Below are 24,556 nucleotides of genomic sequence, written 5' to 3' on the forward strand. Positions count from 1 at the left end.
CTGATTTCCATGCCGAACTCAGAAGTGAAACGAAATAGCGCCGATGGTAGTGTGGGGCTTCCCCATGTGAGAGTAGGACATCGCCAGGCTTTAAATTTAGTTTTTTCCTTTTTAAAAAGGCGAAGACAAAAGTTAAGAGAGCCCGTTTGTAAAAGCGGGCTTTTTTAGTCCTCACGGACACAAATAATGTGCTGATATGGCTCAGTCGGTAGAGCGCATCCTTGGTAAGGATGAGGTCCCCAGTTCGATTCTGGGTATCAGCACCATTTATTGTTTGTTTTATGTTTTAAATTAAAGCCTAAAACAAAATGTAAAGAATTTTGCTTGGCGACCATAGCGTTTTGGACCCACCTGATTTCCATGCCGAACTCAGAAGTGAAACGAAATAGCGCCGATGGTAGTGTGGGGCTTCCCCATGTGAGAGTAGGACATCGCCAGGCTTTAGTTTTATTTTCACTTTTTCGAAAAGTGAAGACAAAGCGGACACTTGCTGATTACAAGCGAGTGATACCACTGCGGAGTGGTAGTTCAGTTGGTTAGAATACCGGCCTGTCACGCCGGGGGTCGCGGGTTCGAGTCCCGTCCACTCCGCCACTTATATTAAGCCCTAGTCGAAAGACTGGGGCTTTTTCGTTTGGTCGTGTCCCCGAGAAATGCATTTACACATTGAAGGCGAGACAATACGACTTTCTTTACCCTTTTGGCACATGAGTTTCTCAGGAAGATGAGCCTGCTGCCTGCACTTCCAATTACTCCGAGTTTGTATCATGTCCTCGTTGAAAGATTGGCCATTTGAACAATGAGTCTTTATAACACTCGCCCTCAACCGTAATAGAATGAATAGTCTTCCGTACTGCGTGTTTTGTTAGCGTCTCTCTTAAACAATAATTTTCTACTTCTTATTTCTCAAACATTCATTGCTCCCATATTTAGAGCGAAACCGTCGTTGCGTGGATTGCGCAATTTCCCGAAATATAGTGAGGAAGAGAGCTAAGTCTTTCGAAAATTAATGCCTTTTAGAAAACTTTGTTTTCTTTGCTGAACTTGCTAGTAGCGATTAACCTAAGAGGAGTTCTTGAGGAGTATGTTTGATGATGCAACAAATAAAAAATGAAACGCTGAAATCTGTATTTAAGCAATGGTCTTCCGAAGAGGGAATTGTGGTCATCAACCCTGCAACTGAGCAAGAGTTAATTCGGTTAAAGCCTAGTACTCTTGATGAGTTAGATGATCTCATTGGTCAGTGCAAAACGGAGCAAGTCCGTTGGGCTAAATTAAGTGCCAAAGAGCGCTCTCGTCGTTTGAGGGGGTGGTATCAACTACTTCTTGATAATGCAGAAGACATAGCCACGATTATTACCTTAGAGCAGGGTAAACCTTTAGCTGAGAGCAAAGGGGAAGTGATGTATGGTGCCTCTTTTGTCGAGTGGTTCTCAGAAGAAGCAAAACGTGCTTATGGCGAAGTTATTCCTGCCCCCACGACAGATAGACGTCTATCTGCAATTCGCCAGCCTGTGGGAGTATGCGCTGCAATTACACCTTGGAACTTCCCTATTGCGATGATTACAAGAAAAGCAGCACCAGCCCTAGCGGCAGGTTGTGGCATGTTGATCAAGCCATCAGAGCTTACCCCTCTCACTGCAATTGCTGTTGTTGAATTAGCTTATCAGGCTGGTATCCCTAAAGAACTGCTTTCTGTCGTGGTGTCGGAGCAGGCTGCTGAGTTTGGTCAAGTACTAAGTACTGATCCTAGGATTCAGAAGATCTCTTTTACGGGGTCTACGCGCGTTGGGAAAATTTTGATGAAGCAAGCCAGTGATTCAGTCAAGGCGGTGTCGATGGAGTTGGGTGGTAATGCGCCTTTCATCGTGTTTGAAGATGCAGACTTAGATGAGGCTGCGGAAGGGCTTGTCGCGTCGAAGTTCCGTAATGCAGGGCAAACATGTGTTTGTACCAATCGGCTATATGTTCATAAAAATGTAAAACAAGCTTTTATTGATAAAGTATTGTCGAAGTTAAGCAAACTAAAGCTTGGAAATGGTTTAGAGAAAGGTGTCACATTAGGTCCTGTTATTACGATGGCCTCTAAGCATCGACTAGAGGCGGTGATCGATCAAGCTGTACAAGAAGGAGCCTCTATTGCTAACTCTCCACAGAGACGGCCTGGTCGCTTTATGGAGCCCGTTCTTTTGGATAGTGTGACGCAGAATATGTCGATTGTTCAGCAAGAGCTATTCGGGCCTGTGTTGCCTATTGTTACCTTTGAAAATGATTATCAAGTTCTCGAAATGGCGAACGATACAGAATATGGTTTGGCTTGCTATTTCTATACGAATAGCTTGAAGCGTATTGTGACTTTTAGTGAAGGTTTAGAGTACGGCATGGTTGGAGTGAATGAAGGGATCATCTCTACTGAAGTGGCTCCATTTGGTGGAGTTAAAGAGTCGGGTGTTGGACGGGAAGGTGCTAAGCAAGGACTCGATGAATATCTGGAGACAAAGTATATTTGTCTTGGTGGTTTAAGCTGATTTCAGAGATGGCCGATTGAATTAAAAAGCTAGGTTTTTACCTAGCTTTTTTTTAGTTGAAAGGCATACCATTTGCCACACGCGTTTGTGGTTAATATTTTCTGGTTACTTAGTGAGTCGATAGCTAGCTTGCGGTAAGCGGTTTTTAATAATCAAAGCGCTTATGTTATTTCGTTATGGAGTAGTAGGAGAGAGCTTAGCTTTAAACTAATACAAAAAAGCCGCATCAAGTGATGCGGCTTCTTCTAATATGGCTCCTCCTGCTGGGCTCGAACCAGCGACCTGCGGATTAACAGTCCGTCGCTCTACCAACTGAGCTAAGGAGGAACAAATTTTAATAAGTGGTGCCGACTACCGGAATCGAACTGGTGACCTACTGATTACAAGTCAGTTGCTCTACCTACTGAGCTAAGTCGGCACAATGTCATTAATAAGTTATTAACTTAATAATGAAAATTGGCTCCTCCTGCTGGGCTCGAACCAGCGACCTGCGGATTAACAGTCCGTCGCTCTACCAACTGAGCTAAGGAGGAATTGTCTTTCTAAGAGAATAAATGGTGCCGACTACCGGAATCGAACTGGTGACCTACTGATTACAAGTCAGTTGCTCTACCTACTGAGCTAAGTCGGCACATTTTATTCTTTAACATTGTTCGTGCTAAGCACCAACAATTAATAAATTGTGGTGCCCGGAGGCGGAATCGAACCACCGACACGAGGATTTTCAATCCTCTGCTCTACCGACTGAGCTATCCGGGCGACGAGGTGTATTAAAAGGCTTTTCGGCTTTCAGGTCAACAATAAAATTAAAATAAAATATCGTTTGATGAATTTGTGCTCGGAGTGGGCTGTTTTTATGCGTTTTTAGCAGCAATGCGCCATGCTTTAAGCGATGTTTTAACATTGATAGTGTGTTCACTTGCAAAATAAAGGCGATAAAAACAAAAAAGCACGTCTGAAAACGTGCTTTTTATTGAACAATTGACTTTAAACTAGTGCTTTACTGAGAACTTGTTTACCCAACCTTCTAGCTCATTCGCTAGTGAAGCTAAACTTTGAGTACTTGATTGACTCTCGGTTACGACAGAGTTGAGTTGGCCTCCGCTTTCATCGATAAGGTTTATGCGTAGCGCAATATCATCGCTAACCTGCGTCTGCTCAGCGGCAGCAGTAGCGATCTGCTGGCTCATTGTGGTGATAGATTCTAACGCCGTTACAATTTGCTGTAGAGCTTCAGAGGCATTCTTAGACTCTGTAACAGTGCTTTCACTGGTTTCTGCACATATTTCCATTGTGTGAATGGCATTGCGAGAGCCTTCTTGCAGATTGGAGATCATATACTGAATCTCTTTTGTGCTGTCTTGTGTGCGTCCTGCTAGGTTGCGTACCTCATCAGCAACGACTGCGAAGCCTCGGCCTTGTTCTCCAGCTCGTGCTGCTTCAATGGCTGCATTGAGTGCCAATAGGTTTGTTTGCTCTGCAATATCACCAATCACATCGAGCACTTTTACAATATTATTTACATCCTGATCTAGATCGGCGACCGCTTTACTCGCAGTATTTAATTGAGAAGCTAAACCTTGAATGTTTTCAACCGTGTTATGAATGAGTTTCTGAGTATGTTGGCTTTGTTTGTCAGCCTCGTCCGTATTGTTTGCGGTGTCGCTTGCTGAATTGGCAACATGGTTGGCTGAAGATGCCATTTCAGTCATCGCAGTGGCAATCATCGCCGTTGATTGCTGCTGAGATACGGTAAGATCGGCAATCGTATTTGATCGAGCCTCTACGGCAAACAACTCTGCGCGCAGTGCATGCATAGACTTCTCTAGGTTTGTCACCATGGTAGCTAGTGATTGACTCATATCTTGCACGGCACGATAGATACTTCCTCTCGGTGCCACAGTATCAAAACTGGTCTGAATGTCTCCTTGAGCGACAGCTTGAACTGCTTTACGCACGTCGTTAGGCTCTCCACCAAGTAGATTAAGCATTTTGCGAATCGAAATGATCAGGCCACTTAGAATACTTCCCGCGATAATCAGACACAGCACAAGCTGCCATTGTGCTGTCGACCAAAAACGTGCGTTAACTTCATTAAAGCCAATACCTGTACCGACAACCCAGCCCCAGTGTGGTGTTTTTTCTGCTATCGAGTGTTTTTCTTCAATGCTGCCGTCAGCTTGTTTTTGGCTCCAGGTATATTCAACGATCTGACCTGTTTTGTGCCCCAATACATCTAGAATGAGTTGGCCTACGCTATTACCACTGCCATCTTTAAAGTCATGGAAGCTGGTTCCGTGCAGTTGAGGGTCTAGTGGTGCGGCGATGAACATCATATTTTCATCTGCGACATAAACGTATTCGTTGTCTTTGTAGATATTGTTACGAAGTAGGCGAGTGGCTAATGCTTTCGCTTCGTCTTCCGGCATTTTGCCTTCGATAGCCATCTTTTCTACTTCGGTAAGTATGCTGTACGCACTTTTAAATAGCTCAGTAACTCGAGCTTTGTTATCAAGGTTACTTGCGACGCGAAGTGTCCATAAGCCCGTTGCGGTCAGAGCTAGGAGAGCTAGCAATATGATCGCAGATAATAAATAGGCTTGAGTTTTTAGTTTCATATTTAGCTCACAAATAAAGTGTTATCACTATGCAAGGCATAGCTAAAAGAAGAAATGTAATAACTCGGGCATCTTAGTGAAGATGAATATGCTCGGATACTAATGCGTATTAAAATTACGATGAGGATTAAATTTTTAGCGTGAAATAAGTGTTTTTGAAGAAAGGATTTAATGTTCGCTGATGTTTAGAAATGAAGTGCAGATAAATGGGAAAGCGAGAAATGACGTATAAAGCAGATACAAAAAAGCCGCATCAAGTGATGCGGCTTTAAAATTGGCTCCTCCTGCTGGGCTCGAACCAGCGACCTGCGGATTAACAGTCCGTCGCTCTACCAACTGAGCTAAGGAGGAATTATTATTTTTTGTGTCTTGCTTATGAAGCAAGTGCACCAAATATGGTGCCTCGAGGCGGAATCGAACCACCGACACGAGGATTTTCAATCCTCTGCTCTACCGACTGAGCTATCGAGGCAAAAGAATGGTGCCGACTACCGGAATCGAACTGGTGACCTACTGATTACAAGTCAGTTGCTCTACCTACTGAGCTAAGTCGGCACACTGTATTCTTTTTAGAAGAGATTATCTCTTCTGTTTTTAAAATCTCACTTAAGTAAGATTCTAGAAATTGGCTCCTCCTGCTGGGCTCGAACCAGCGACCTGCGGATTAACAGTCCGTCGCTCTACCAACTGAGCTAAGGAGGAACTATTCTTTTTTGTGTCTTGCTTATGAAGCAAGTGCACCAAATATGGTGCCTCGAGGCGGAATCGAACCACCGACACGAGGATTTTCAATCCTCTGCTCTACCGACTGAGCTATCGAGGCAAAAGAATGGTGCCGACTACCGGAATCGAACTGGTGACCTACTGATTACAAGTCAGTTGCTCTACCTACTGAGCTAAGTCGGCACACTTTATTCTTTGTGCTTTTGTCCGTGTTATAACATTTCGTTAAGACACCAACAAATCAAATTGTGGTGCCCGGAGGCGGAATCGAACCACCGACACGAGGATTTTCAATCCTCTGCTCTACCGACTGAGCTATCCGGGCAACGGAGCGCTATTAAACGGATTTTCCCGCGTTGCGTCAACCACTTTTTTTAAATAATTTCAAAAAAGTGGTTGTTCGAACGCTTTTTATTCAACTGTCACTACAAAGTTTGCTTCGAGTTAAATTCCTTTTTGAAATTTGTAACTTTTTCTAGGTAGCGACGCGCTTCTGCGTTCGGGTGTTTCTTGGTTAACGCCCAATAAACTTGGTTGGGTTGCAATGAATTAAGATCTTGCATTGCGCGTTTGCGATCACTGCGATGAAATGTGTTTAAAACTCCTCCAGTACCGCCATTGTAAGCTGAAATCATGCTGTACTCGAGAGAGGTAGGGTGGCGGACTTCTCTTAAATAACGATTTTTTAAGATATAGAAATACGCAGTACCGGTATCTATGTTGTTTTCTGGATTAAACAAATATTCAGGGCTTGGTTGGCCCGAGCGCTTTTTCACGAGTTTGAACACATCTCGTCCCGCTGTTTTAGGTACAACTTGCATTAGGCCATATGCATTTGCCCAACTTACCGCGTATGGGTTGAAACTGCTCTCGGTTTTAATAATGGCGTATATCAAGTCTTCTGGAATGTCGTATTTCTTGGAAGCTCGACGCACGATATCGGCGTATTGGTAGCTGCGAGTTGAAAAGTGGTCTTCAACCATGGGAATTTCGACGTAATACGCTTTCTTGAAATCTACATTTTTGGTTTTTATTTTATTTGCGATGAGGTATTCCGCAAATCGGTTTGCCCGCCAAGACCATTGAATTGGCTTATTGTCTTGGTCGACAACTTGTTTATACAGGAATGGTTGCCCCTCTAACGTGATACCTTTAGAGGAGAATAAGTCGACGTGAGCGGGATCGTCTGGTGTTAATAAGGTGGTGACAATCGCGTCTTTTAGGTGTTTTTGGGGCTCGGTCGGTGATACGGTCTCTATCGTGATCACGCCTTTGCGAAAGTCGACCTCGGCGCGGCTAAGGTAGTTATCGATGTACTTAACGTAATTACTCTTGCCAGCGTACTTGATTTCTTTTTTACCCCAGCGCTTTTGAATATTGCCTGAAAAGCTATTGATTAAGGCATCTAGCGCCGCAGTATCTTTTTCAAATTGTCCTGGTAGCTCAGCTAAGTTATTGGCAAAACGGTTTGTTGGCTCGTAGTTGACGTCATAAATCTTTTCGACGAATTCACGGCTACAGCCTGCCATTAAAAGTGCGGCAGCGATAAAGACAATTTTTTTCATAAGTATCAGAGTTATTGAAGGTAATAGAAAAATGACACCACAAATGGTTGTGATGTCATTGTTTAACTCAAGCGACTTTATTCGCTCGGCGGTGTGTAACCTTCGATATGAACGTCTTTTCCTTCAAAGAGGAAATTTACCATTTCTGTTTCGATCAGTTTGCGGTGTTCTGGATCCATCATGTTGAGTTTCTTCTCGTTGATCAACATGGTTTGTTTGTGTTGCCACTGAGCCCACGCTTCTTTCGAGATGTTGTCGAAAATGCGTTTACCTAGTTCACCAGGGTAAAGTTGAAAGTCTAGACCTTCGCCTTCTTTCTTTAGTCGAGCACAAAATACAGTGCGGCTCATAATGACTCCTTGTATTCAATTAACGAAGTTCGTGGGGTAGCGTTTCCAGCAATAGTTTTACTGGCGCGGCTAAACCGACTTCTTCAGGTTTAGATAAGTTATACCAAAGACCTTTGTTGCCTTCCATTATCACGTCCGGTTGCTTTGATAAATCAATCAAAATTGGCGTGATATCTAGGTGGTAATGGCTGAATGTATGACGAAAGGTAATCAGTGTTTGCTTCTGTTTGATATTGCTGGCTTGAATGCCGCGTTGATCCAGTAGCAATTCAATGTCGCTTTCTGCATCCACATGTTCGGTTTGTGGGAAGCAGAATAAGCCACCCCAAATGCCTGTTTGTGGTCTTTGCTCCAACCACACCTCATGACCATTTTCGGTGTTGTGGTGAAGCATCACGAAACGAGTTTGCTTGATTGGCTTATCTTTCTTCGGTTTTTTGCCCGGGTAGTCGAGCACATTACCTTGTTGCTTTGCCACACACAGATCAGCAACAGGGCAGAGGCTACATTTGGGTTTGCTGCGTGTGCAGACCATTGCGCCCATGTCCATCATTGCCTGGTTATACTTATCTACATCCGTTTGTGGGGTGTGCGTTTCGGCAATTTCCCACAGCTGGTTTTCAACCTTTTTTTGTCCTGGCCATCCTGCAACTGCGAAACAGCGGGATAGGGTGCGCTTCACGTTACCATCAAGAATCGCGTGTGGTTGTTTATACACAGACGATAAAATGGCGGCAGCGGTAGAGCGACCAATCCCCGGTAGGGCGTTCATTTTCTCTATATCAAGAGGAAACTCACCATTGTATGTAGAGGCGACCTCTTGTGCTGCTTTGTGAAGGTTACGGGCTCGGGCGTAGTACCCTAAGCCAGTCCAAAGGTGTAGGACTTCATCTTGCTCAGCATTGGCAAGATCGATCACGGTTGGAAAGCGCTCCAAGAAACGTTGGTAATACGGAATAACCGTAGTGACCTGAGTTTGCTGAAGCATAATTTCAGACAACCAGACACTGTATGCGGTCTTATTTTGTTGCCACGGAAGATCTTTTCTTCCATATGCGTCATACCATTCTAGGATGGCACTGGCGAAAGGTGTCACGACTTGCTCTGTATTCTAGTATTGGTTAGGTGCAAAATTGCACCACATAATGGGCAAGAAGTACAACGGATAAACAGTAGGGATATAAAGAGGTGTGTCGTTGCTTTTGGGTTGCCATAGACCAAGAGCTCAACAAATACTTGCACCTAAGTAAATTCTTTGGATAATCCCCGCTTTGATTAATCAATGTGCAGGCAAAATCAATGAGTGAAGTAACCACTAACGAATACAACGAAGACGGAAAGCTGATCCGCAAAATCCGCAGCTTTGTACGCCGTGAAGGGCGTTTGACTAAAGGTCAAGAGAGCGCGATGAATGAATGCTGGCCTACGATGGGTATTGACTTCAAAGCTGAACTTCTCGATTGGAAAGAGGTGTTTGGCAACGATAACCCAGTAGTGCTTGAGATCGGTTTTGGTATGGGTGCTTCATTGGTTGAAATGGCAAAGAACGCGCCAGAGAAAAACTTCATCGGTATCGAAGTTCATAGCCCAGGCGTTGGTGCTTGTCTTGCCGATGCTCGCGAAGCGGGAATTACTAACCTGCGTGTAATGTGTCACGATGCGGTAGAAGTATTCGAACACATGATCCCAAATGGCAGCTTATCGACACTGCAATTGTTCTTCCCAGACCCTTGGCATAAGAAGCGTCACCACAAGCGTCGTATTGTTCAATTAGGTTTTGCGGAAATGGTGCGTGAGAAGCTTATCCCTAATGAAGGTATTTTCCACATGGCGACCGACTGGGAAAACTACGCAGAGCACATGATTGAAGTGATGAACCAAGCGCCAGGTTTCGAAAACATTGCTAAAGATGGTGATTTCGTTCCTCGTCCAGACGATCGCCCGCTAACGAAGTTTGAAGCTCGTGGTCACCGTCTTGGTCACGGTGTTTGGGATATCAAATATAAGCGTATTGCGTAACCAGAGGAGTTCATGGGATGTACCATTACGCGATATTAGCGAATCCGGGTCATAACCGAATTTACTTTGATAGCGCAATGACCATTGCCTGTTCTGAGCTAAAAGCAATTTTAGCTTCACAAGGCGTGGATGTGACAGAAATTGGTAGTAAAGACGTTGGCTTACCTGCTGCGTTGGTGTTTTCTTGTCAGGAAGCGCTAACCGATGAGCAGGCGCGAAGAATCGCAGCCTCTTCGATTTACTATGCGCTATTTGAAGTGCGCGAAGATGGTTTACTTCGACCAGTTCAAGCGCCCGTATTTAACACTTTCCCGGAAAGTATGAGCCAGATTTTGCGCTACACCGGGAAAACAAACGAGCAGTTTACCCGTTTGATGGTGAATATCGGCATTAGTGCGTCCAATACGGGAAGTGAACAACTGACCTTAATGGATCCAATGTGTGGTAAAGGTACAACCTTATTTGAAGGCTTGATCCACGGTTTGAACGTGGTAGGGGTTGAGATCAACGCCAAGTGGGTGCAAGAGATCCAGACCTTTATTGTTAAGTTCATGAAGAATGGCCGCTTTAAGCACAAAGTGAGCAAAGAAAAGCGCACTGCGGGTGGCAAGAAAGTGGCGGATGGTTTCGTGGTTGAAGCTGCAGCAAATAAAGAAGATTACAACCAAGGCCATCTTCAGTTTATGAAGCTGTATTCGGCTGATACTCGTATCGCTGATCAAGTCGTGAAAAAGAACTCAGTTGATGTGATGGTGTCTGACTTGCCTTATGGCGTGCAGCACGGCAGCAAAAATGCCAAGGACAGCAAACTGAACCGCAGTCCACTAGAGCTTTTAAAAGAGGCTCTGCCTGCATGGAAAGTGGTATTGAAAAAACAAGGTTCAGTGGTGTTGTCTTTCAATGAATTTACATTGAAATGGAAAGATGTCGCGGCATTATTTGAAGAGCAAGGTTGGAAGGTACTTTCAGAAGAGCCTTACATCGGTTATCTTCACCGTGTTGATCAATCTATCAACCGCAATATTATTGTGGCAGTAAAACCATAATCGACTTGAGTCGAACGAACCCTATGGAAAAGCCAACGACACGTTGGCTTTTTTTACCTCTGAGCTCAACGAGTTCTCTTGTAAATAGAAGGTAGAGAATGAAACCGACAGTGGAAATTTTGACAGATATTTTGGCGGAAGTACGCCCTTTAATCGGCCAAGGTAAAGTGGCTGATTACATTCCTGCTCTGGCAAAAGTACCCAGCAACAAGTTAGGTATTGCGGTATACACCAACGAAGGTGAGGTTATTAAGGCGGGTGATGCCGATGAACCTTTCTCTATCCAATCTATTTCAAAAGCATTGAGCTTGACGTTAGCGATGTGCTTGTACAAGCAAGAAGAAATTTGGTCTCGAGTGGGAAAAGAGCCTTCGGGGCAGGCATTTAATTCGCTAATCCAGCTAGAAATGGAGCAAGGTATTCCTCGTAATCCATTTATAAATGCTGGAGCGATAGTAGTGGCAGATTTGTTACAAACTCGCTTATCTGCACCTCGTCAGCGCCTGTTGGAATTTGTGCGTCAGCTTTCTGGTGATACCCATATTGTGTATGACAAAGTCGTTGCGGCATCCGAAATGATGCATGGTGATCGTAATGCGGCGATTGCATATCTCATGCGTTCGTTTGGCAACTTCGAAAATGAAGTGATTCCAGTACTACAAAACTACTTCCACGCTTGTGCGCTGAAGATGAGTTGCGTCGATTTGGCTAAAACGTTTAGCTATTTAGCAAACAAGGGCACATCGGTACAAACGGGTAAGCCTGTAGTTTCTCCTGTGCAAACCAAACAACTTAATGCACTGTTAGCAACGTGTGGCTTGTATGATGGCGCGGGCGAGTTTGCTTATCGCGTTGGTATGCCTGGTAAGTCTGGTGTTGGTGGTGGCATTATCGCGGTAGTACCTGGTGAAATGACCATTTCAGTATGGTCTCCAGAGCTTGATCCTTCAGGTAACTCGCTTGCGGGTACTAAGGCGCTTGAGCTGCTCTCCGAGCGAATTGGCCGTTCAATTTTCTAATGTTGGAAATGTGTCAACCTTATTTAGGACGGCACAGTTTCTAAATAAAAAGCCTCTCAATTGAGAGGCTTTTTTTGTTTTGGGGTTGCGTTACTCTTCGCTTTCTTCGGCCATAAAGGCTTCGAGCAAATCATTAAGGAAGAGCTTCCCTTTTTCAGTAATTTGCCAGTGGGTAGGCGTTTCACTCAGGTAGCCCATTTCTATCGCCCAGCTGATGGTTTCTTGAATCGTACTAAGCGGTAAGCCCGTGGTGTCCACGTAATCTTGCTTCGGACAGGCTTCGATTAAGCGGAATCGGTTCATAAAGAACTCGAATGGACGATCTTCATCCGCGACGACATGTTCCGTATGCAGATAAGGTTTGACCATATTTTGATAAGCCGCTAAATAGCCTCGCGGGTGTTTTACCTTTGTCGTTCGAATAATACGTCCGTCGGTAAAACTGAGTTTGCCATGAGAGCCACAACCGATACCAAGGTAATCACCAAAGCGCCAGTAGTTGAGGTTGTGCTGACACTGATAGCCCGGCTTGCTGTAACCGGAGATTTCATATTGCACATAACCCGCGGCTGCAAGTTTTTGGTGTCCGAGCTCGAAAATATCCCACAAGTCATCATCGTCAGGTAGCGTTGGTGGCTTGTAGTAAAACATGGTGTTTGGTTCGATGGTCAGCTGATACCAAGACAAGTGCGGCGGCGCCAACTCAATCGCTTTGTCCAAATCTGCCAAGGCTTGTTCGATGCTTTGATCAGGTAAGCCGTGCATGAGATCGAGGTTAAAGCTGTTCAAACCGATTTGGTGCGCCAGCTGAGCAGCGTTGACGGCTTCGTCTTGGCCGTGAATACGCCCCAAACGCTCAAGCTTTTGTTGCTCAAAGCTTTGCACGCCGATAGAGATACGCGTTACACCAGCTTTGCGGTAGCCAACAAAACGCTCTGCTTCGATGGTGCCTGGATTCGCTTCCATGGTGATTTCGATTTCAGGCTTGAACGGAATACGCGCTTCAATGCCCTTAAGTAGACGCTCGATGCCTTCTGCCGAAATCAAACTCGGCGTACCACCACCAATGAAGATTGAATGCAGTGGACGTGGCGCTTCGTTAAGTCGGTATTTCTCAATGTCGGTATCCAAATCTTCTAAAAGGGCACTGATGTACTCTTCTTCTGGAATCTCGGTTTTGAGCGCGTGAGAGTTAAAGTCGCAATACGGGCACTTTTGCACACACCACGGGATGTGTACATACAAGCTGAGTGCTGGGGGCGTTAACATGGTCTAATTCGCTCGTGATTACTGAGACACTTGCTCAGACAGTTGAGCAAACAACGACTTGAGCGCTTTACCGCGGTGAGACAGTTGTTTCTTACGTGCAGGTTCAAGTTCGGCTGACGCACAGTTGTCTTCAGGAACAAAGAAGATTGGGTCGTAGCCAAAGCCATTTTCACCGTGTGCTTCAGTTAGAATTCGGCCTTCCCATTTACCGTGACAGACGATAGGCGTTGGGTCGTTCTCGTGACGCATGAGGACTAATACGCAGTGGAAACGTGCTGTACGCTCTGCTTCTGGTACGCCTTCCATTGCCGCTAGCAATTTTTCTAGATTCTCTTGATCAGATGCGCTCTCGCCTGCGTAACGTGCAGAGTAAATGCCCGGAGCGCCTTTTAAGAAATCGACTTCTAATCCAGAGTCGTCTGCAATGGCAGGAAGCCCTGTTTCTTGTGCGGCATGGCGAGCTTTAATGATTGCGTTTTCAATGAAAGTTGTACCCGTTTCAGCTACTTCCGATACATTGAATTCACTTTGCGCTAATACTTCAAAGCCGAAGTCAGACAATAAATCTGCCATTTCACGAACTTTGCCTTGGTTACCAGTTGCTAGCACAATTTTTTTCATGGGAATCTCTTTTAATAGTGATAGAGGAGAACAAATCGTTCTCCTCTAGATATTCTTTAATTAATAAGTGGTTTTTAGCCTGCTTAGATCCAAAAGCTTTTGGAACATCACAACCCAATTACTCTTCAACATAAAACTTCTGGGTGAATTTAAGCTTACCTGAGCCTTTGTTTCCAGCTTTTACGTCAATATCGAAAGTAAAAGTTTCTTCGTGGGTAATTGGTAGTTCGGCTAAATAGTATATCGCATTGCCTTCTTTGACTTCACGAAAGGTCAAGGTCTGAGTTTGGCCGATAAGGTTCTTCGCGCGTCCAGCAATTTTTGCTTCTAATGCTGGCTTACCCAATGAAGCTCTATCTAACACGCTAATATTAACCACAGCGAGGTATCCATTACGTTTGATATCGTAGCTACGTGCGACTTTGGGTGTTAGGAATGTTGAGTTAAACGCGACATAGTGTACTTCGATATCTTTCATATTTTTAAACTGATCGGCGAAGCTTGGTAACGACAACAGGCTAATCAGTAATGCGGTAATCCATTTGCTCATTGTTACTTCCTCAAAGCACTTGTTATAAAACAACCATAGCTGCAATTTTACCTTGGTCAGGGGGTAAAAAATGCGTACTCAGTCGTTGGTATTAGTAAGTGTGGTACAAAATCGTAAATAAAAAGCCATCATAAGATGGCTTTAATTTCTGTCGGTATCTGGGTAGGCGATTCTATCCGAATTTGTTTGTGCCGTCCTAATTCACCTTTTTCTATGTGAACCAAGCCCTTAGCGATTTTAAACTGCTTGGCTAAGAACTTAGTTAGGTGTGCATTAGCTTTGCCATCGACAGGTGGAGCAGTAATGGCGATTTTTAGCTCTTCACCATGCAAGCCAACGATTTTATCGCGGCTAGCTTTAGGTTGAATATAGAGCTTCAGGATGATGTCCTCACCATCTTGCCAAACTGCAGCTGACATTATAGCTGGAACCAAATTGGACCAATGATATCGCCCATTAAGAAGTTCGCGAACTGCAAGCCGATAAATAACACCAGTACGCTTAAATCAAGACCACCAATAGCCGGAAGAATACGACGGATTGGAGCGCACATTGGCTCGGTCAGTTGATGGAATACGTACTCGATAGGGCTGCGGCCTTGGCTTACCCAGCTCAAAATTGCACGGATCAATAGTACCCAGAACAATAGGCCACCTGCGGCTTTGATTAATGATAATAAGCCCAAGAATAAGAAGTCAGCGCTGAAAGAGACGGAACCGTTCGAAGCTATTAGGATAAGCACGACAAATTTAAGCACACACAACACGTAGGCAAACAACACGGTTGCTAGGTCAATATTCCCCACGGAAGGGATAACGCGGCGCAGTGGACCAATGACCGGCTGAGTCGCTTTTACTATAAATTGCGAGAATGGGTTGTAGAAGTCTGCGCGTGCAGCTTGCAACCAAATTCGCAAAATTACGACCATGATGTACAGGTCAAATAGGGTTGAGATGAGAAAACTCATTGAATTCATAAGGTACCCTTAACAAGTGATGGATGATACTAAACGGAGTTCATCCAAATAATTAAAACAGTTTTTCCATTTCTTCCGCGCGAGCCACAGCAGCTTGCATGGCTTTAGCGACAATATCTGAAAGTTGATGTTCGTTGAATGTACGTAGTGCTTCTGCCGTTGTCCCACCTTTCGATGTCACGTTCTCACGCAGGGTCGATAGCTCAGTTTCTGGGTTGCTAACCACCATACTGGCCGCGCCCAATGCAGCTTGTTGAACCAATAGTCGAGCAGTCTCTTTATCAAAGCCTTGCGCAATCGCTTCTGCTTGCATCGCTTCCATAAACAGGAAGAAGTATGCTGGAGCACTGCCCGCTGCGGCAATCACATTATTGATACCTGACTCTTGCTCAACCCAACATACTTTACCGACCGCTTCCATTAACTCTGCGGCAAAAGCTTTGTCGTGCTCGGTTACATGAGTTGGTGCGAATAACCCACTCATACCCAACCCAAGTTGTGATGGCGTATTTGGCATAACACGAACCAAGTTCAATTTGGTGGCTAGCATATCATCCAATCGAGAACAGTTGATGCCTGCGGCAATAGAAATCACCAGTTTATTAGTGAAATCGATCGATTGCAGTGGTTTACAGACATCCGCCATCATTTGCGGTTTCACAGACAATACCACCACATCCGCCTCGGTCGCAGCTTGGATGTTATCGCTGGTGGTACGGATGCCAAAATCTTGTTCTAGCAGAAGGCGGCGAGCCTCTGAAGGAGCCGTCGCGGTAATGTTTTGCGCTGGGTATCCGTTAGCAACCAAGCCTGAAACAATGGCTCTCACCATGTTGCCAGCACCAATGAAGGCGATTTTTTTATGTTCCATTTGTCTGATTTCCATCATGATATTTAGAATTTGTTGTGCGCTCAGGTGTATAATGGCGCCGCTGTTACTTACTGCTCCTATTGGCGAGTAAGATGATTGCGCATTTACGCTCTAACGATTGACGACATAACTTATGTCGCGAGTGAGCGTTTTGTTGATTTAGCTGTAGTCTCGTGCGCCGAAAATAGCGGTTCCAATACGAACCATTGTACTACCAGCTTCGATTGCAGCGGTCATATCACCACTCATTCCCATTGATAATGTATCGATTTCTGGGAACTGTGCTTCGAGTGTTTGCTTCAACGTAGCCAACTTCTGAAATTCACGGAGCTGTGATTCGTAGTCAGACACGTTGGCAGGAATCGACATCAACCCTCTTAAAGTGAGGTTGGGTAGGCGAGAAATCAACTCCGCCAGCTCGAATACTTCCGCTTCAGTGACACCAGACTTAGATGCCTCACCACTGGTGTTAACCTGAATCAGAACTTGTAGCGGTTTAAGTTCGCTTGGCCGCTGCTCATTCAGGCGTTGAGCAATCTTGGTTCGATCGATGGTGTGAACCCAATCGAAATGTTCAGCAACAAGTCGCGATTTATTGGATTGAATCGGGCCAATGAAGTGCCATTCGATTCGATTATCTGGATAATGCTCGGCAAAGTGCTGAACTTTACTGACGCCCTCTTGAACGTAGTTTTCACCAAAGGCGGTTGGTCCCGCTTGGTAGGCTTCGAGAATTGCCTCGACAGGTTTAGTTTTGCTTACCGCTAGAAGTTGCACTGACTCTGGAGTTCGACCACATTTTTGCTCGTCATATCGAATTTGAGAGGTGATATGTTCAATATTTTGTTGAATACTACTCATAGCTGTACTTTAGACTTAAGGATTTTAAATGGATATCACTGAGTTACTGGATTTTAGTGTAAAACATAATGCCTCGGATCTACATCTTTCTGCAGGTGTCCCACCAATGGTTCGTATTGATGGGGATGTGAGAAAACTAGGCATTCCAGCGTTTACACACCAAGAAGTGCATCGTTTGGTTTTCGAAATCATGAACGATGCCCAACGCAGTGAATTCGAAGAAAAACTCGAAGTCGATTTCTCTTTTGAGTTGCATAACGTTGGCCGTTTCCGTGTCAACGCTTTCAACCAATCTCGCGGTTGTGCGGCAGTATTCCGTACCATTCCAAGTAGCATTCCAACTCTGGAAGAGCTAGAAGCGCCAGAGATCTTCAAAAAAATTGCGAACGCTGAAAAAGGCTTAGTTCTGGTCACTGGCCCAACAGGTTCAGGTAAATCGACGACCTTAGCAGCCATTGTTGACTACATTAACCGTAATCACAACAAGCACGTACTCACAATTGAAGATCCGATTGAATTTGTTCACAACAACAATAAATGTTTGATCAACCAGCGTGAAGTTCACCGTGACACCCATAGTTTCCAAAATGCTTTGCGTAGTGCATTGCGCGAAGACCCAGACGTTATTCTGGTTGGTGAGATGCGTGACAAAGAAACCATCAGCCTTGCCTTAACGGCGGCAGAAACGGGTCACTTAGTTTTCGGGACGTTGCACACCAGCTCGGCGGCAAAAACCATTGACCGTATTATCGATGTTTTTCCTGGTAGTGATAAAGATATGGTCCGCTCGATGCTATCTGAGTCCCTTCGTTCGGTTATCGCGCAAAAGCTTCTGAAGCGTAATGGTGGTGGCCGTATTGCATGCCATGAAATTATGATGGCAACGCCTGCGATTCGTAACTTGATCCGCGAAGACAAAGTCGCGCAGATGTATTCGATAATTCAAACAGGTGCGGCTCACGGCATGCAAACCATGGAGCAAAATGCTCGTCAGTTAATGGCGCAAGGCATGGTTGCTCGTGAAGAGGTCGATAGTAAGATCGGATTAGAAGTGCAGCAATTCTCGTAACGTTCATACAGATAATGGTGAATACGGAAGATGGATCTAGATAAATTTCTCGAAGGCATGCTGGCGCTGAAAGCGTCGGATCTTTACATCACGGTTGGAGCGCCAATTCTATTTCGTGTGGATGGCGAATTGCGTCCGCAAGGGGAAAAACTTACCGAGAGCGATGTGGCTGCATTACTCGACAGCGCTATGGAACCAGATCGGCGTCAGGAATTTCGTAAAAGTCGCGAGTCGAATTTTGCCATTGTGAGAGATTGTGGTCGCTTCCGTGTGAGTGCCTTTTTTCAACGCGAGTTACCAGGCGCAGTGATTCGTCGTATTGAAACTAATATTCCTACTTTTGAGCAGTTAAAGTTACCGTTAGTGTTGCAAGATTTGGCGATAGCTAAGCGTGGTTTGGTGCTGGTGGTCGGTGCTACTGGTTCGGGTAAATCGACCACTATGGCGGCGATGACAGGCTATCGAAACAGTAATAAAACCGGGCACATTTTGACGGTCGAAGATCCGATCGAGTTCGTGCATGAACACAAGCGCTGTATCGTGACTCAACGTGAAGTTGGGTTAGATACGGAAAGCTATGAAGTTGCGCTTAAAAACTCGCTGCGCCAAGCACCAGATATGATTTTGATTGGTGAGATCCGTAGCCGTGAAACAATGGAATACGCGATGACCTTCGCCGAAACGGGTCACCTGTGTATGGCAACGTTGCACGCCAACAATGCAAACCAAGCTTTAGAGCGCATTCTTCACTTGGTACCGAAAGATCAAAAAGAACAATTCTTGTTCGACTTGTCGATGAATCTGAAAGGCGTGGTTGGTCAGCAGCTGATCCGAGATAAAAATGGGCAGGGACGTCATGGTGTATTTGAGATCTTGCTAAATAGCCCACGTGTGTCGGATTTGATTCGTCGCGGAGATTTACATGAGTTGAAGTCAACCATGGCTCGCTCAAATGAGTTTGGTATGCTGACGTTCGATCAATCTCTTTATAAGTTAGTGATGCAAGGTAAGATCAGCGAAGAGGATGCACTACATAGTGCCGACTCGGCAAATGATCTGCGCTTGATGTTGAAAACGCAGCGTGGTGAAGCATTCTCTACGGGCAGTTTGGCGAACGTTAAGATCGATATGGATTAATCCAATCCAGAAACAAAAAAGGTTGGCAGGAGCCAACCTTTTTTCATTGTGCTTGAAGTGTTTACTCACCCCAAAGGGCTTCAAACCAGCTTTCTAGAATCACCACTGCTGACTGGCAGTCAACATTACCTTTCGATAGGGCTTTGTAGCCGCCCATGCTGAACAACTCCGCACGAGCTTCTGCTGTAGATAAACGCTCATCATGCAGTTCAACTGGCAATCCGTATCGGCCTTGCAGACGCTTAGCAAATTTTCGTGCACGAGGGGTTATGGTCTCAAGGTCTTTACCATGCAGATCGGTCGGTAAACCGACCACTAGCAAATCTGGTTGCCACTCTTTGATTTGCTTTTCGATATCGTCCCAGTTTGGAATACCGTCATTGGCTTTAAAGGCTTTTAATGGGGAAGCTGTACCAGTAATTTCTTGGCCAATAGCGCTACCAATGCTTTTGGTTCCAAAGTCAAAAGCCATAATTGTGCGTGACATAAGGTGTCTCTGTCTAATGTAACTGTATATTTGGACTAAGCATGTCCAGAGTCTGCTGAAAGGTGACTTGGGTCGATGCCCAGCTTTTCGACCGCTTTCTTCCAACGCTCGTTGATTGGTGTATTAAAGATAATTTCAGGCGTCGCTTCAATGGTGAGCCAAGAGTTTTCGACCAGCTCACTTTCTAATTGGCCTGCACTCCAACCGGAGTAGCCAAGTGCCACTAAGTAATCACTTGGTTCTGCTTCTGTTCCTAACACCGACAGAATATCACGCGAAGTGGTTACCGCGAGGTCATCGGTCATTTGGACGCTGGACTCGTAGTAATCTTTGGGTTTATGCAAAATAAAGCCACGATCTTCCGAGATTGGGCCGCCATTGTAAACTGGTCTATCTAGACTGGCTTCAAATAGGCGCGGGTGTACTGGCTGAACTTCCACCTGCTTGAGCATGTTGCCGACGGTGATATCAACAGGAGCATTGATCATCAGCCCCATAGCGCCGTCTTCGTTGTGCTCACAAACGTAGATCACGCTGTTTTGAAAGTACGGATCTTTCATCCCAGGCATGGCAACCAAAAAGTGATTTGTGAGATTCATACTCATACTGACCCTTAACTCTCGTAAATGTCCTTAAGCAAACATCATACAGTTTACCATCTAGGTATGTGCATGAGTTTGCTTAAGTTAATGTACTACGCTCTCTATTAACTGTAATACAGTTTGAGTTATTCGCCTTTTACTCGACGCTCAATCGCATCCATCAGCTTGCCTGTGATTGAGATATCAAAAGCTGCTTCAATTTCGCGAATACAGGTTGGGCTGGTGACGTTGATTTCTGTTAGCTTGTCGCCAATTACGTCAAGGCCAACAAAGATAAGGCCTTTTTCTTTCAGTGTCGGAGCAACGGTTTGCGCAATTTTGAGGTCGGTTTCGCTTAGCGGACGAGCTTCACCAGTACCACCAGCGGCTAGGTTGCCGCGCGTTTCGCCTTTAGCAGGAATGCGTGCTAGACAGTAAGGCATAGGTTCGCCATCTACTACTAGGATACGTTTGTCACCGTTGCTGATGTCTGGCACGAAGGTTTGTGCCATTGCGTAGTTTTGACCGTGGTTAGTCAATGTCTCGATGATTACAGAGACGTTTGGATCGTTTTCTTTTACACGGAAGATGGACGCGCCACCCATACCATCAAGCGGTTTCAGGATGACATCACCATGTTTTTCACGAAATTCTTTAATTTTTTCTGCTTTTCGCGTCACGATCGTTGTAGGTGTCAGCTCTGGGAACCATGCTGTAAACAGCTTTTCGTTACAATCACGTAAGCTTTGAGGCTTGTTAACGATCAGTGCACCCTGTTCTTCTGCACGCTCAAGGATGTAAGTCGCGTAGATGTATTCAGTATCAAACGGAGGATCTTTACGCATTAGCACCGCGTCTAGCTCAGACAGTTTGATAGTTTGCTCTGATTTGAACTCGTACCAACCGTTTGGATCTTCTTTTAGTTCTACCACTTTAGTATCTGCAATGGCAACGCCTTGATCGAGATGCAGATCATTCATTTCCATGTAGTGGATTTCATAGCCGCGTCGTTGCGCTTCAAGCATCATGGCAAAGCTAGAGTCTTTTTTGATGTTAATGGACGAGATTGGGTCCATTACGATACCGAGTTTGATCATTATTTTTCTCCGTTTAACCAAGATCGCCGAAACGAACTTGTAAGGCTGTAATTGCTGTCAGAGCCGCTGTTTCGGTACGCAGAACGCGAGGGCCGAGTAGCGTTTCTTCAAATTGGTATTCTCGAGTCATCTCGATTTCTTCAGACGATAAACCGCCTTCAGGACCGATCAGTAGGCGCACTTTTTCAACCGGGGTTGGCAAAGTGTTGATTGAGTATTTAGCACGAGGGTGAAGGTTAAGCTTTAAACCATCGTACTCTTCTTTACACCACTCTTCCAAGCTCATAATTGGACGAATTTCGGGCACGACATTACGCCCACATTGCTCACAGGCACTGATGGCGATTTTCTGCCATTGCGCGAGTTTTTTCTCAAAACGCTTTTGGTCAAGCTTGACACCACAACGTTCAGAAATCAGAGGAGTGATGGTATTGACGCCAAGTTCAACAGACTTTTGGATGGTGAACTCCATCTTATCGCCACGTGAAATGACTTGACCAAGGTGCAGATCTAAAGGGGATTCAATACTGTTTTCTACGCGCTCGGTGATGTTAACCAAAACTGATTTCTTGCTGACTTCACTGATAACCGCTGGGAACTCTGCGCCACTGCCGTCAAAAAGGAGAACGTCTTGGCCTTCTTTCATGCGCAAAACACGACCGATATGGCCTGCTGCGTCGTCACTTAAAGCAAGTGAGCCAAGTTGATGAATGGATTCTGGATGATAAATTCGAGGGGTACGCATGAGATTTCCAGCAAGAGAATAAACTTAAACCCTAACATGGATGCTTTGCACCGAAAAAACAAGGGGCAAGAAGCGTTTCAATATCAGTAATTGAAACGCTTCGAGGTCGGAGGTTACAGTGCGCGGCAGGCTTCTTGAACAAATGGGTTGTGATTGCCCTGTACTTTTGCAATGCGCTCGTCACGCTCACATTCCCATTTATCGACAGGATAGGTTTTGTTCCAAGCACTCATTAATTGCGTTTGCTGCTTCGACAGTTTGAAACCGTACTCTTTGCTCATGTATAGATAGGTACGAGCAATTGAGCCACGCGCACGGTCTGGTGGCATGACTTTACGCTGCTTAAAGTTCACTTGCATCTCACAGCGACCATAACTCACGCCATCCATACCGTTCCATTGGCTGAAGTTGTAGTTCGAACGGTCACCGTTTACTTCACCAATAGCAGGAGTTAGGTTGTGCAAGTCTGCTTCCATCAAACGAAAAGTTTTGTCTTTTTTCTTACAGTTTTTACGTCCGCCATCTTGCCAGCATTGACGCTGGTGGCCAAATTGCCACGCAGGAACAACGTGCTCCCATTCGATTCGTGCAGCCCGTTTTTCTTGTTTACGGACTTGGTAACCGCAAGAGGCTAAATCGGGTGAGCCTTTCTTGCCTTGCCATTGAATGTTACAGCCACAGTAGAAGCTTGTTGGGTGGTCTTGATAAATTTTGACCGCCTCACGTTTGGCTGCAGAGAATGAGCTCGGTGGCGCGGCAATCGCAGTGCTAGAAAGCGCGATAAGCAACAGAGAGAATAAGTATTTCATGATAAAAGTCTTTATAAAGTATGACTTTATTCATGATAACACGCATAAAATAGCTTTAGTGATGAGTAAGTTAACAATAAGTGGCGAAGGGAAGGTTTTGATCAACTCGATCTTTATTTTGGGAACGCAAGTAACACTATGAGGTAAGGGCTACGATAACTGAATACCGGTGAAGTTAAGTGGTTGGCGGCATTTTTGACAAGAGTACGTCGCCTCTTTGCGCAGCACTTTATTATGACGGCGAATCGATAGAGGGTAGGTCATACAACCACAACGATACTCAAAGGTTTTACCTTGAACGGATTTTACTTCAAAGCTGTGAGTGGTTTTGGCTGGTACGTTAAATACGGCTTCCATGACGCCTTTCCATTCTTTACCGTGAGGCCTAACTCGCCCGTAAACCTGATAAGTAATCAGGTGTGCTACTTCATGAGGAATGACTTCATCTAAGAATGCTTGGGTGTTTTCGCGAAATAAAACAGGGTTTAGGCGTACTTGATTTAATTGAAGGTAGGCTTTTCCTGCCGCTTTCCCACGGACGTCGAAGGTGATTGTTGGAATCGGGAAAGAACGTTTGAAAGCTTGTTCCGCCATCGCGATACAGCCCGCCATCACTTGCTTGGCTTTATAGCTGAGTTCTATATCCACAATTCACCTCGATAAATCAAATAAAAAAGCCCCCGCATTTGCGAGGGCCAGATCATAGCATCAGTTAATTATGGTGTGTGTTTTTTCTTGATGGTGGCATGGTAAGCGTGCCATGTACCGTAGCCTAGAATTGGCATGGTAAACAACATTCCGATCCCGTAGGTCGCAAAGCCGATAAGAATACCGCCACAGATGATCGCTGCCCAAACAATCATTGCTGGAATGTTGGATTTCACTGCATTAAAGCTGGTAAATACAGCGGTCATCATGTCTACGCGACGCTCCATCATGAGCGGAATAGAAAAGGCTGAAATGCTAAACACCACACAAGCCAAAACAAAGCCAACTAAAGAGCCGATGACAAGGAAGGGTAGGAACTCACTTAAAGGTGCCCCTTGAACAGAAGGGTAGAGCGCATGAAGTAGAGCGGCAATGCGCATCCAAAATATCATACACACTGCGAGTAACACGGCGAACGCCCATTGAGATGTTGAGTTACGACCGATCGCTTTCATTGAATGGAGCAAGCTTGCTTTGTGTCCGCGCTCTCTCTCCCAACTGGCATCATACAAGCCCAGCGCGAGAAACGGACCGATTAACATGTAAACAATCAAACTGGGCATGACGACCAAGTGTGTGCCTTGCCACTGTACGAGCAAAACAATGCCTATCGCAGCTGCCATAAAACAGATGCCATAGAAAGCACTAATAAGTGGCATTCGCACGAAATCATGCAGACCTAATGCTAGCCAATGAAAAGGTGCAGAAAGATTGACCGTATTGCACGGTATGGTTCTGGCGTATTCGTTGTCTGGCACTTCCTTTCGCTTGTTGTGGAAGTCCGATGGATTAACAGTTCGAGGCATAACTCCTCCTTGATTTATTCCCACATTATCCGCTTATACCAACTGACAGCGGTTTTTGTTCAGTCAAACTTGAAGCGACTTTTTCAAGTTTACATCTGAGC

The 24,556-nt window shown here is 45.1% G+C and carries 24 protein-coding genes, 14 tRNA genes and 1 rRNA gene; 9 read left to right on the plus strand and 30 right to left on the minus strand.

The features are described 5' to 3' along the window. The first annotated feature begins 190 nt into the window (after positions 1-190). The 4 genes from IQP38_RS25575 to IQP38_RS25590 all read left to right on the plus strand — a co-directional run bounded on the left by IQP38_RS25575 (position 191) and on the right by IQP38_RS25590 (position 2,528). Positions 191-266 (plus strand) — tRNA-Thr (locus IQP38_RS25575). Positions 267-323: 57 nt separating this feature from the next. Then, positions 324-440, plus strand: a 5S ribosomal RNA gene (gene rrf, locus IQP38_RS25580). Between the two features lie 77 nt (positions 441-517). Next, a tRNA-Asp gene (locus tag IQP38_RS25585) sits at positions 518-594 on the plus strand. A 497-nt stretch (positions 595-1,091) separates the two neighbouring features. After that, complete coding sequence (locus IQP38_RS25590) at positions 1,092-2,528, plus strand: NAD-dependent succinate-semialdehyde dehydrogenase (RefSeq protein ID WP_017635617.1); 1,437 nt, start codon at positions 1,092-1,094, stop codon at positions 2,526-2,528. Between the two features lie 251 nt (positions 2,529-2,779). Here the strand turns inward: IQP38_RS25590 and IQP38_RS25595 are convergent. The 16 genes from IQP38_RS25595 to mutY form a co-directional block, all read right to left on the minus strand. Then, positions 2,780-2,855 (minus strand) — tRNA-Asn (locus IQP38_RS25595). A gap of 15 nt (positions 2,856-2,870) precedes the next feature. Beyond that, a tRNA-Thr gene (locus IQP38_RS25600) sits at positions 2,871-2,946 on the minus strand. Positions 2,947-2,985: 39 nt separating this feature from the next. Then, a tRNA-Asn gene (locus tag IQP38_RS25605) sits at positions 2,986-3,061 on the minus strand. Between the two features lie 22 nt (positions 3,062-3,083). Next, positions 3,084-3,159, minus strand: a tRNA-Thr gene (locus IQP38_RS25610). Between the two features lie 52 nt (positions 3,160-3,211). Continuing rightward, positions 3,212-3,287 (minus strand) — tRNA-Phe (locus tag IQP38_RS25615). Between the two features lie 233 nt (positions 3,288-3,520). Further along, complete coding sequence (locus IQP38_RS25620) at positions 3,521-5,146, minus strand: methyl-accepting chemotaxis protein (RefSeq protein WP_017635717.1); 1,626 nt, start codon at positions 5,144-5,146, stop codon at positions 3,521-3,523. Between the two features lie 275 nt (positions 5,147-5,421). Further along, a tRNA-Asn gene (locus IQP38_RS25625) sits at positions 5,422-5,497 on the minus strand. A gap of 45 nt (positions 5,498-5,542) precedes the next feature. Then, positions 5,543-5,618 (minus strand) — tRNA-Phe (locus tag IQP38_RS25630). 7 nt (positions 5,619-5,625) lie between these two features. Next, positions 5,626-5,701: transfer RNA gene (locus IQP38_RS25635), tRNA-Thr, on the minus strand. 71 nt (positions 5,702-5,772) lie between these two features. Continuing rightward, positions 5,773-5,848: transfer RNA gene (locus IQP38_RS25640), tRNA-Asn, on the minus strand. A 45-nt stretch (positions 5,849-5,893) separates the two neighbouring features. Continuing rightward, positions 5,894-5,969: transfer RNA gene (locus tag IQP38_RS25645), tRNA-Phe, on the minus strand. A gap of 7 nt (positions 5,970-5,976) precedes the next feature. Then, positions 5,977-6,052, minus strand: a tRNA-Thr gene (locus tag IQP38_RS25650). Positions 6,053-6,118: 66 nt separating this feature from the next. Beyond that, positions 6,119-6,194 (minus strand) — tRNA-Phe (locus IQP38_RS25655). A 100-nt stretch (positions 6,195-6,294) separates the two neighbouring features. Continuing rightward, the gene (mltC, locus tag IQP38_RS25660) at positions 6,295-7,434 is read right to left on the minus strand and encodes a membrane-bound lytic murein transglycosylase MltC (RefSeq protein ID WP_005381001.1); all 1,140 of its coding nucleotides are present in this window, start codon (positions 7,432-7,434) and stop codon (positions 6,295-6,297) included. A gap of 77 nt (positions 7,435-7,511) precedes the next feature. After that, complete coding sequence (locus IQP38_RS25665) at positions 7,512-7,784, minus strand: oxidative damage protection protein (protein ID WP_005381002.1); 273 nt, start codon at positions 7,782-7,784, stop codon at positions 7,512-7,514. 19 nt (positions 7,785-7,803) lie between these two features. Beyond that, positions 7,804-8,880: an A/G-specific adenine glycosylase gene (mutY, locus tag IQP38_RS25670; protein ID WP_017635575.1), complete on the minus strand. Its 1,077-nt coding sequence runs from the start codon at positions 8,878-8,880 to the stop codon at positions 7,804-7,806. Positions 8,881-9,083: 203 nt separating this feature from the next. On the opposite strand from mutY, the gene trmB reads away from it, so the two are divergent. The 3 genes from trmB to glsB all read left to right on the plus strand — a co-directional run bounded on the left by trmB (position 9,084) and on the right by glsB (position 11,868). Continuing rightward, positions 9,084-9,803, plus strand: coding sequence for a tRNA (guanosine(46)-N7)-methyltransferase TrmB (gene trmB, locus IQP38_RS25675; RefSeq protein ID WP_005384506.1), 720 nt, complete (start codon positions 9,084-9,086; stop codon positions 9,801-9,803). A 17-nt stretch (positions 9,804-9,820) separates the two neighbouring features. Then, entirely contained in the window at positions 9,821-10,849 is a 1,029-nt protein-coding gene (locus tag IQP38_RS25680; protein ID WP_065274864.1) for a TRM11 family SAM-dependent methyltransferase, read from the plus strand. A gap of 98 nt (positions 10,850-10,947) precedes the next feature. Further along, positions 10,948-11,868 carry a glutaminase B gene (glsB, locus tag IQP38_RS25685; RefSeq protein WP_005381007.1) on the plus strand — a complete coding sequence of 307 codons (921 nt, stop codon included), beginning with the start codon at positions 10,948-10,950 and terminating at the stop codon, positions 11,866-11,868. A 90-nt stretch (positions 11,869-11,958) separates the two neighbouring features. Here the strand turns inward: glsB and hemW are convergent, their stop codons facing one another. The 7 genes from hemW to IQP38_RS25720 form a co-directional block, all read right to left on the minus strand. After that, a complete protein-coding gene (gene hemW, locus IQP38_RS25690; protein WP_138940385.1) occupies positions 11,959-13,137 on the minus strand; it encodes a radical SAM family heme chaperone HemW in 1,179 nt (392 codons plus the stop codon). A gap of 18 nt (positions 13,138-13,155) precedes the next feature. Further along, complete coding sequence (locus IQP38_RS25695) at positions 13,156-13,758, minus strand: XTP/dITP diphosphatase (RefSeq protein WP_005381009.1); 603 nt, start codon at positions 13,756-13,758, stop codon at positions 13,156-13,158. Between the two features lie 118 nt (positions 13,759-13,876). Then, positions 13,877-14,308, minus strand: a complete 432-nt coding sequence (locus IQP38_RS25700) for a DUF4426 domain-containing protein (RefSeq protein WP_005381010.1) — start codon at positions 14,306-14,308, stop codon at positions 13,877-13,879. 128 nt (positions 14,309-14,436) lie between these two features. Beyond that, positions 14,437-14,727 (minus strand): DUF167 family protein YggU, encoded by a 291-nt coding sequence (gene yggU / locus IQP38_RS25705; RefSeq protein WP_005393980.1) that lies wholly within the window; start codon positions 14,725-14,727, stop codon positions 14,437-14,439. Beyond that, positions 14,727-15,284 carry a YggT family protein gene (locus tag IQP38_RS25710; protein ID WP_005381012.1) on the minus strand — a complete coding sequence of 186 codons (558 nt, stop codon included), beginning with the start codon at positions 15,282-15,284 and terminating at the stop codon, positions 14,727-14,729. The genes yggU and IQP38_RS25710 overlap by 1 nt, the downstream gene beginning before the upstream one ends. A gap of 52 nt (positions 15,285-15,336) precedes the next feature. Then, positions 15,337-16,155, minus strand: coding sequence for a pyrroline-5-carboxylate reductase (gene proC, locus IQP38_RS25715; RefSeq protein ID WP_005381013.1), 819 nt, complete (start codon positions 16,153-16,155; stop codon positions 15,337-15,339). Positions 16,156-16,314: 159 nt separating this feature from the next. Beyond that, positions 16,315-17,016 (minus strand): YggS family pyridoxal phosphate-dependent enzyme, encoded by a 702-nt coding sequence (locus tag IQP38_RS25720; RefSeq protein ID WP_193838153.1) that lies wholly within the window; start codon positions 17,014-17,016, stop codon positions 16,315-16,317. A 28-nt stretch (positions 17,017-17,044) separates the two neighbouring features. Here IQP38_RS25720 and IQP38_RS25725 point away from each other — a divergent pair, with 28 nt between their 5' ends. Then, complete coding sequence (locus IQP38_RS25725) at positions 17,045-18,085, plus strand: type IV pilus twitching motility protein PilT (RefSeq protein ID WP_005381015.1); 1,041 nt, start codon at positions 17,045-17,047, stop codon at positions 18,083-18,085. Positions 18,086-18,115: 30 nt separating this feature from the next. After that, a complete protein-coding gene (locus IQP38_RS25730) occupies positions 18,116-19,222 on the plus strand; it encodes a PilT/PilU family type 4a pilus ATPase (protein ID WP_005381016.1) in 1,107 nt (368 codons plus the stop codon). A gap of 61 nt (positions 19,223-19,283) precedes the next feature. On the opposite strand, the gene ruvX is transcribed toward IQP38_RS25730, so the two are convergent. The 7 genes from ruvX to IQP38_RS25765 all read right to left on the minus strand — a co-directional run bounded on the left by ruvX (position 19,284) and on the right by IQP38_RS25765 (position 24,455). After that, a complete protein-coding gene (gene ruvX, locus IQP38_RS25735) occupies positions 19,284-19,709 on the minus strand; it encodes a Holliday junction resolvase RuvX (RefSeq protein ID WP_005381017.1) in 426 nt (141 codons plus the stop codon). 35 nt (positions 19,710-19,744) lie between these two features. After that, positions 19,745-20,308: a YqgE/AlgH family protein gene (locus tag IQP38_RS25740; RefSeq protein WP_005381020.1), complete on the minus strand. Its 564-nt coding sequence runs from the start codon at positions 20,306-20,308 to the stop codon at positions 19,745-19,747. 128 nt (positions 20,309-20,436) lie between these two features. Beyond that, positions 20,437-21,387, minus strand: coding sequence for a glutathione synthase (gene gshB / locus IQP38_RS25745; protein WP_017635580.1), 951 nt, complete (start codon positions 21,385-21,387; stop codon positions 20,437-20,439). Between the two features lie 13 nt (positions 21,388-21,400). Continuing rightward, positions 21,401-22,132 (minus strand): 16S rRNA (uracil(1498)-N(3))-methyltransferase, encoded by a 732-nt coding sequence (rsmE, locus tag IQP38_RS25750; protein ID WP_017635581.1) that lies wholly within the window; start codon positions 22,130-22,132, stop codon positions 21,401-21,403. Between the two features lie 113 nt (positions 22,133-22,245). Beyond that, positions 22,246-22,941 (minus strand): deoxyribonuclease I, encoded by a 696-nt coding sequence (endA, locus tag IQP38_RS25755; RefSeq protein ID WP_017635582.1) that lies wholly within the window; start codon positions 22,939-22,941, stop codon positions 22,246-22,248. Positions 22,942-23,091: 150 nt separating this feature from the next. After that, positions 23,092-23,589 (minus strand): SprT family zinc-dependent metalloprotease, encoded by a 498-nt coding sequence (locus IQP38_RS25760; protein ID WP_005381025.1) that lies wholly within the window; start codon positions 23,587-23,589, stop codon positions 23,092-23,094. 68 nt (positions 23,590-23,657) lie between these two features. Continuing rightward, a complete protein-coding gene (locus IQP38_RS25765; RefSeq protein WP_042521290.1) occupies positions 23,658-24,455 on the minus strand; it encodes a DUF2189 domain-containing protein in 798 nt (265 codons plus the stop codon). Positions 24,456-24,556 lie beyond the last annotated feature (101 nt).

This window comes from Vibrio sp. OPT41, assembly GCF_015163595.1.
In the GTDB taxonomy this organism is placed as follows: Bacteria; Pseudomonadota; Gammaproteobacteria; order Enterobacterales; family Vibrionaceae; genus Vibrio; species Vibrio alginolyticus.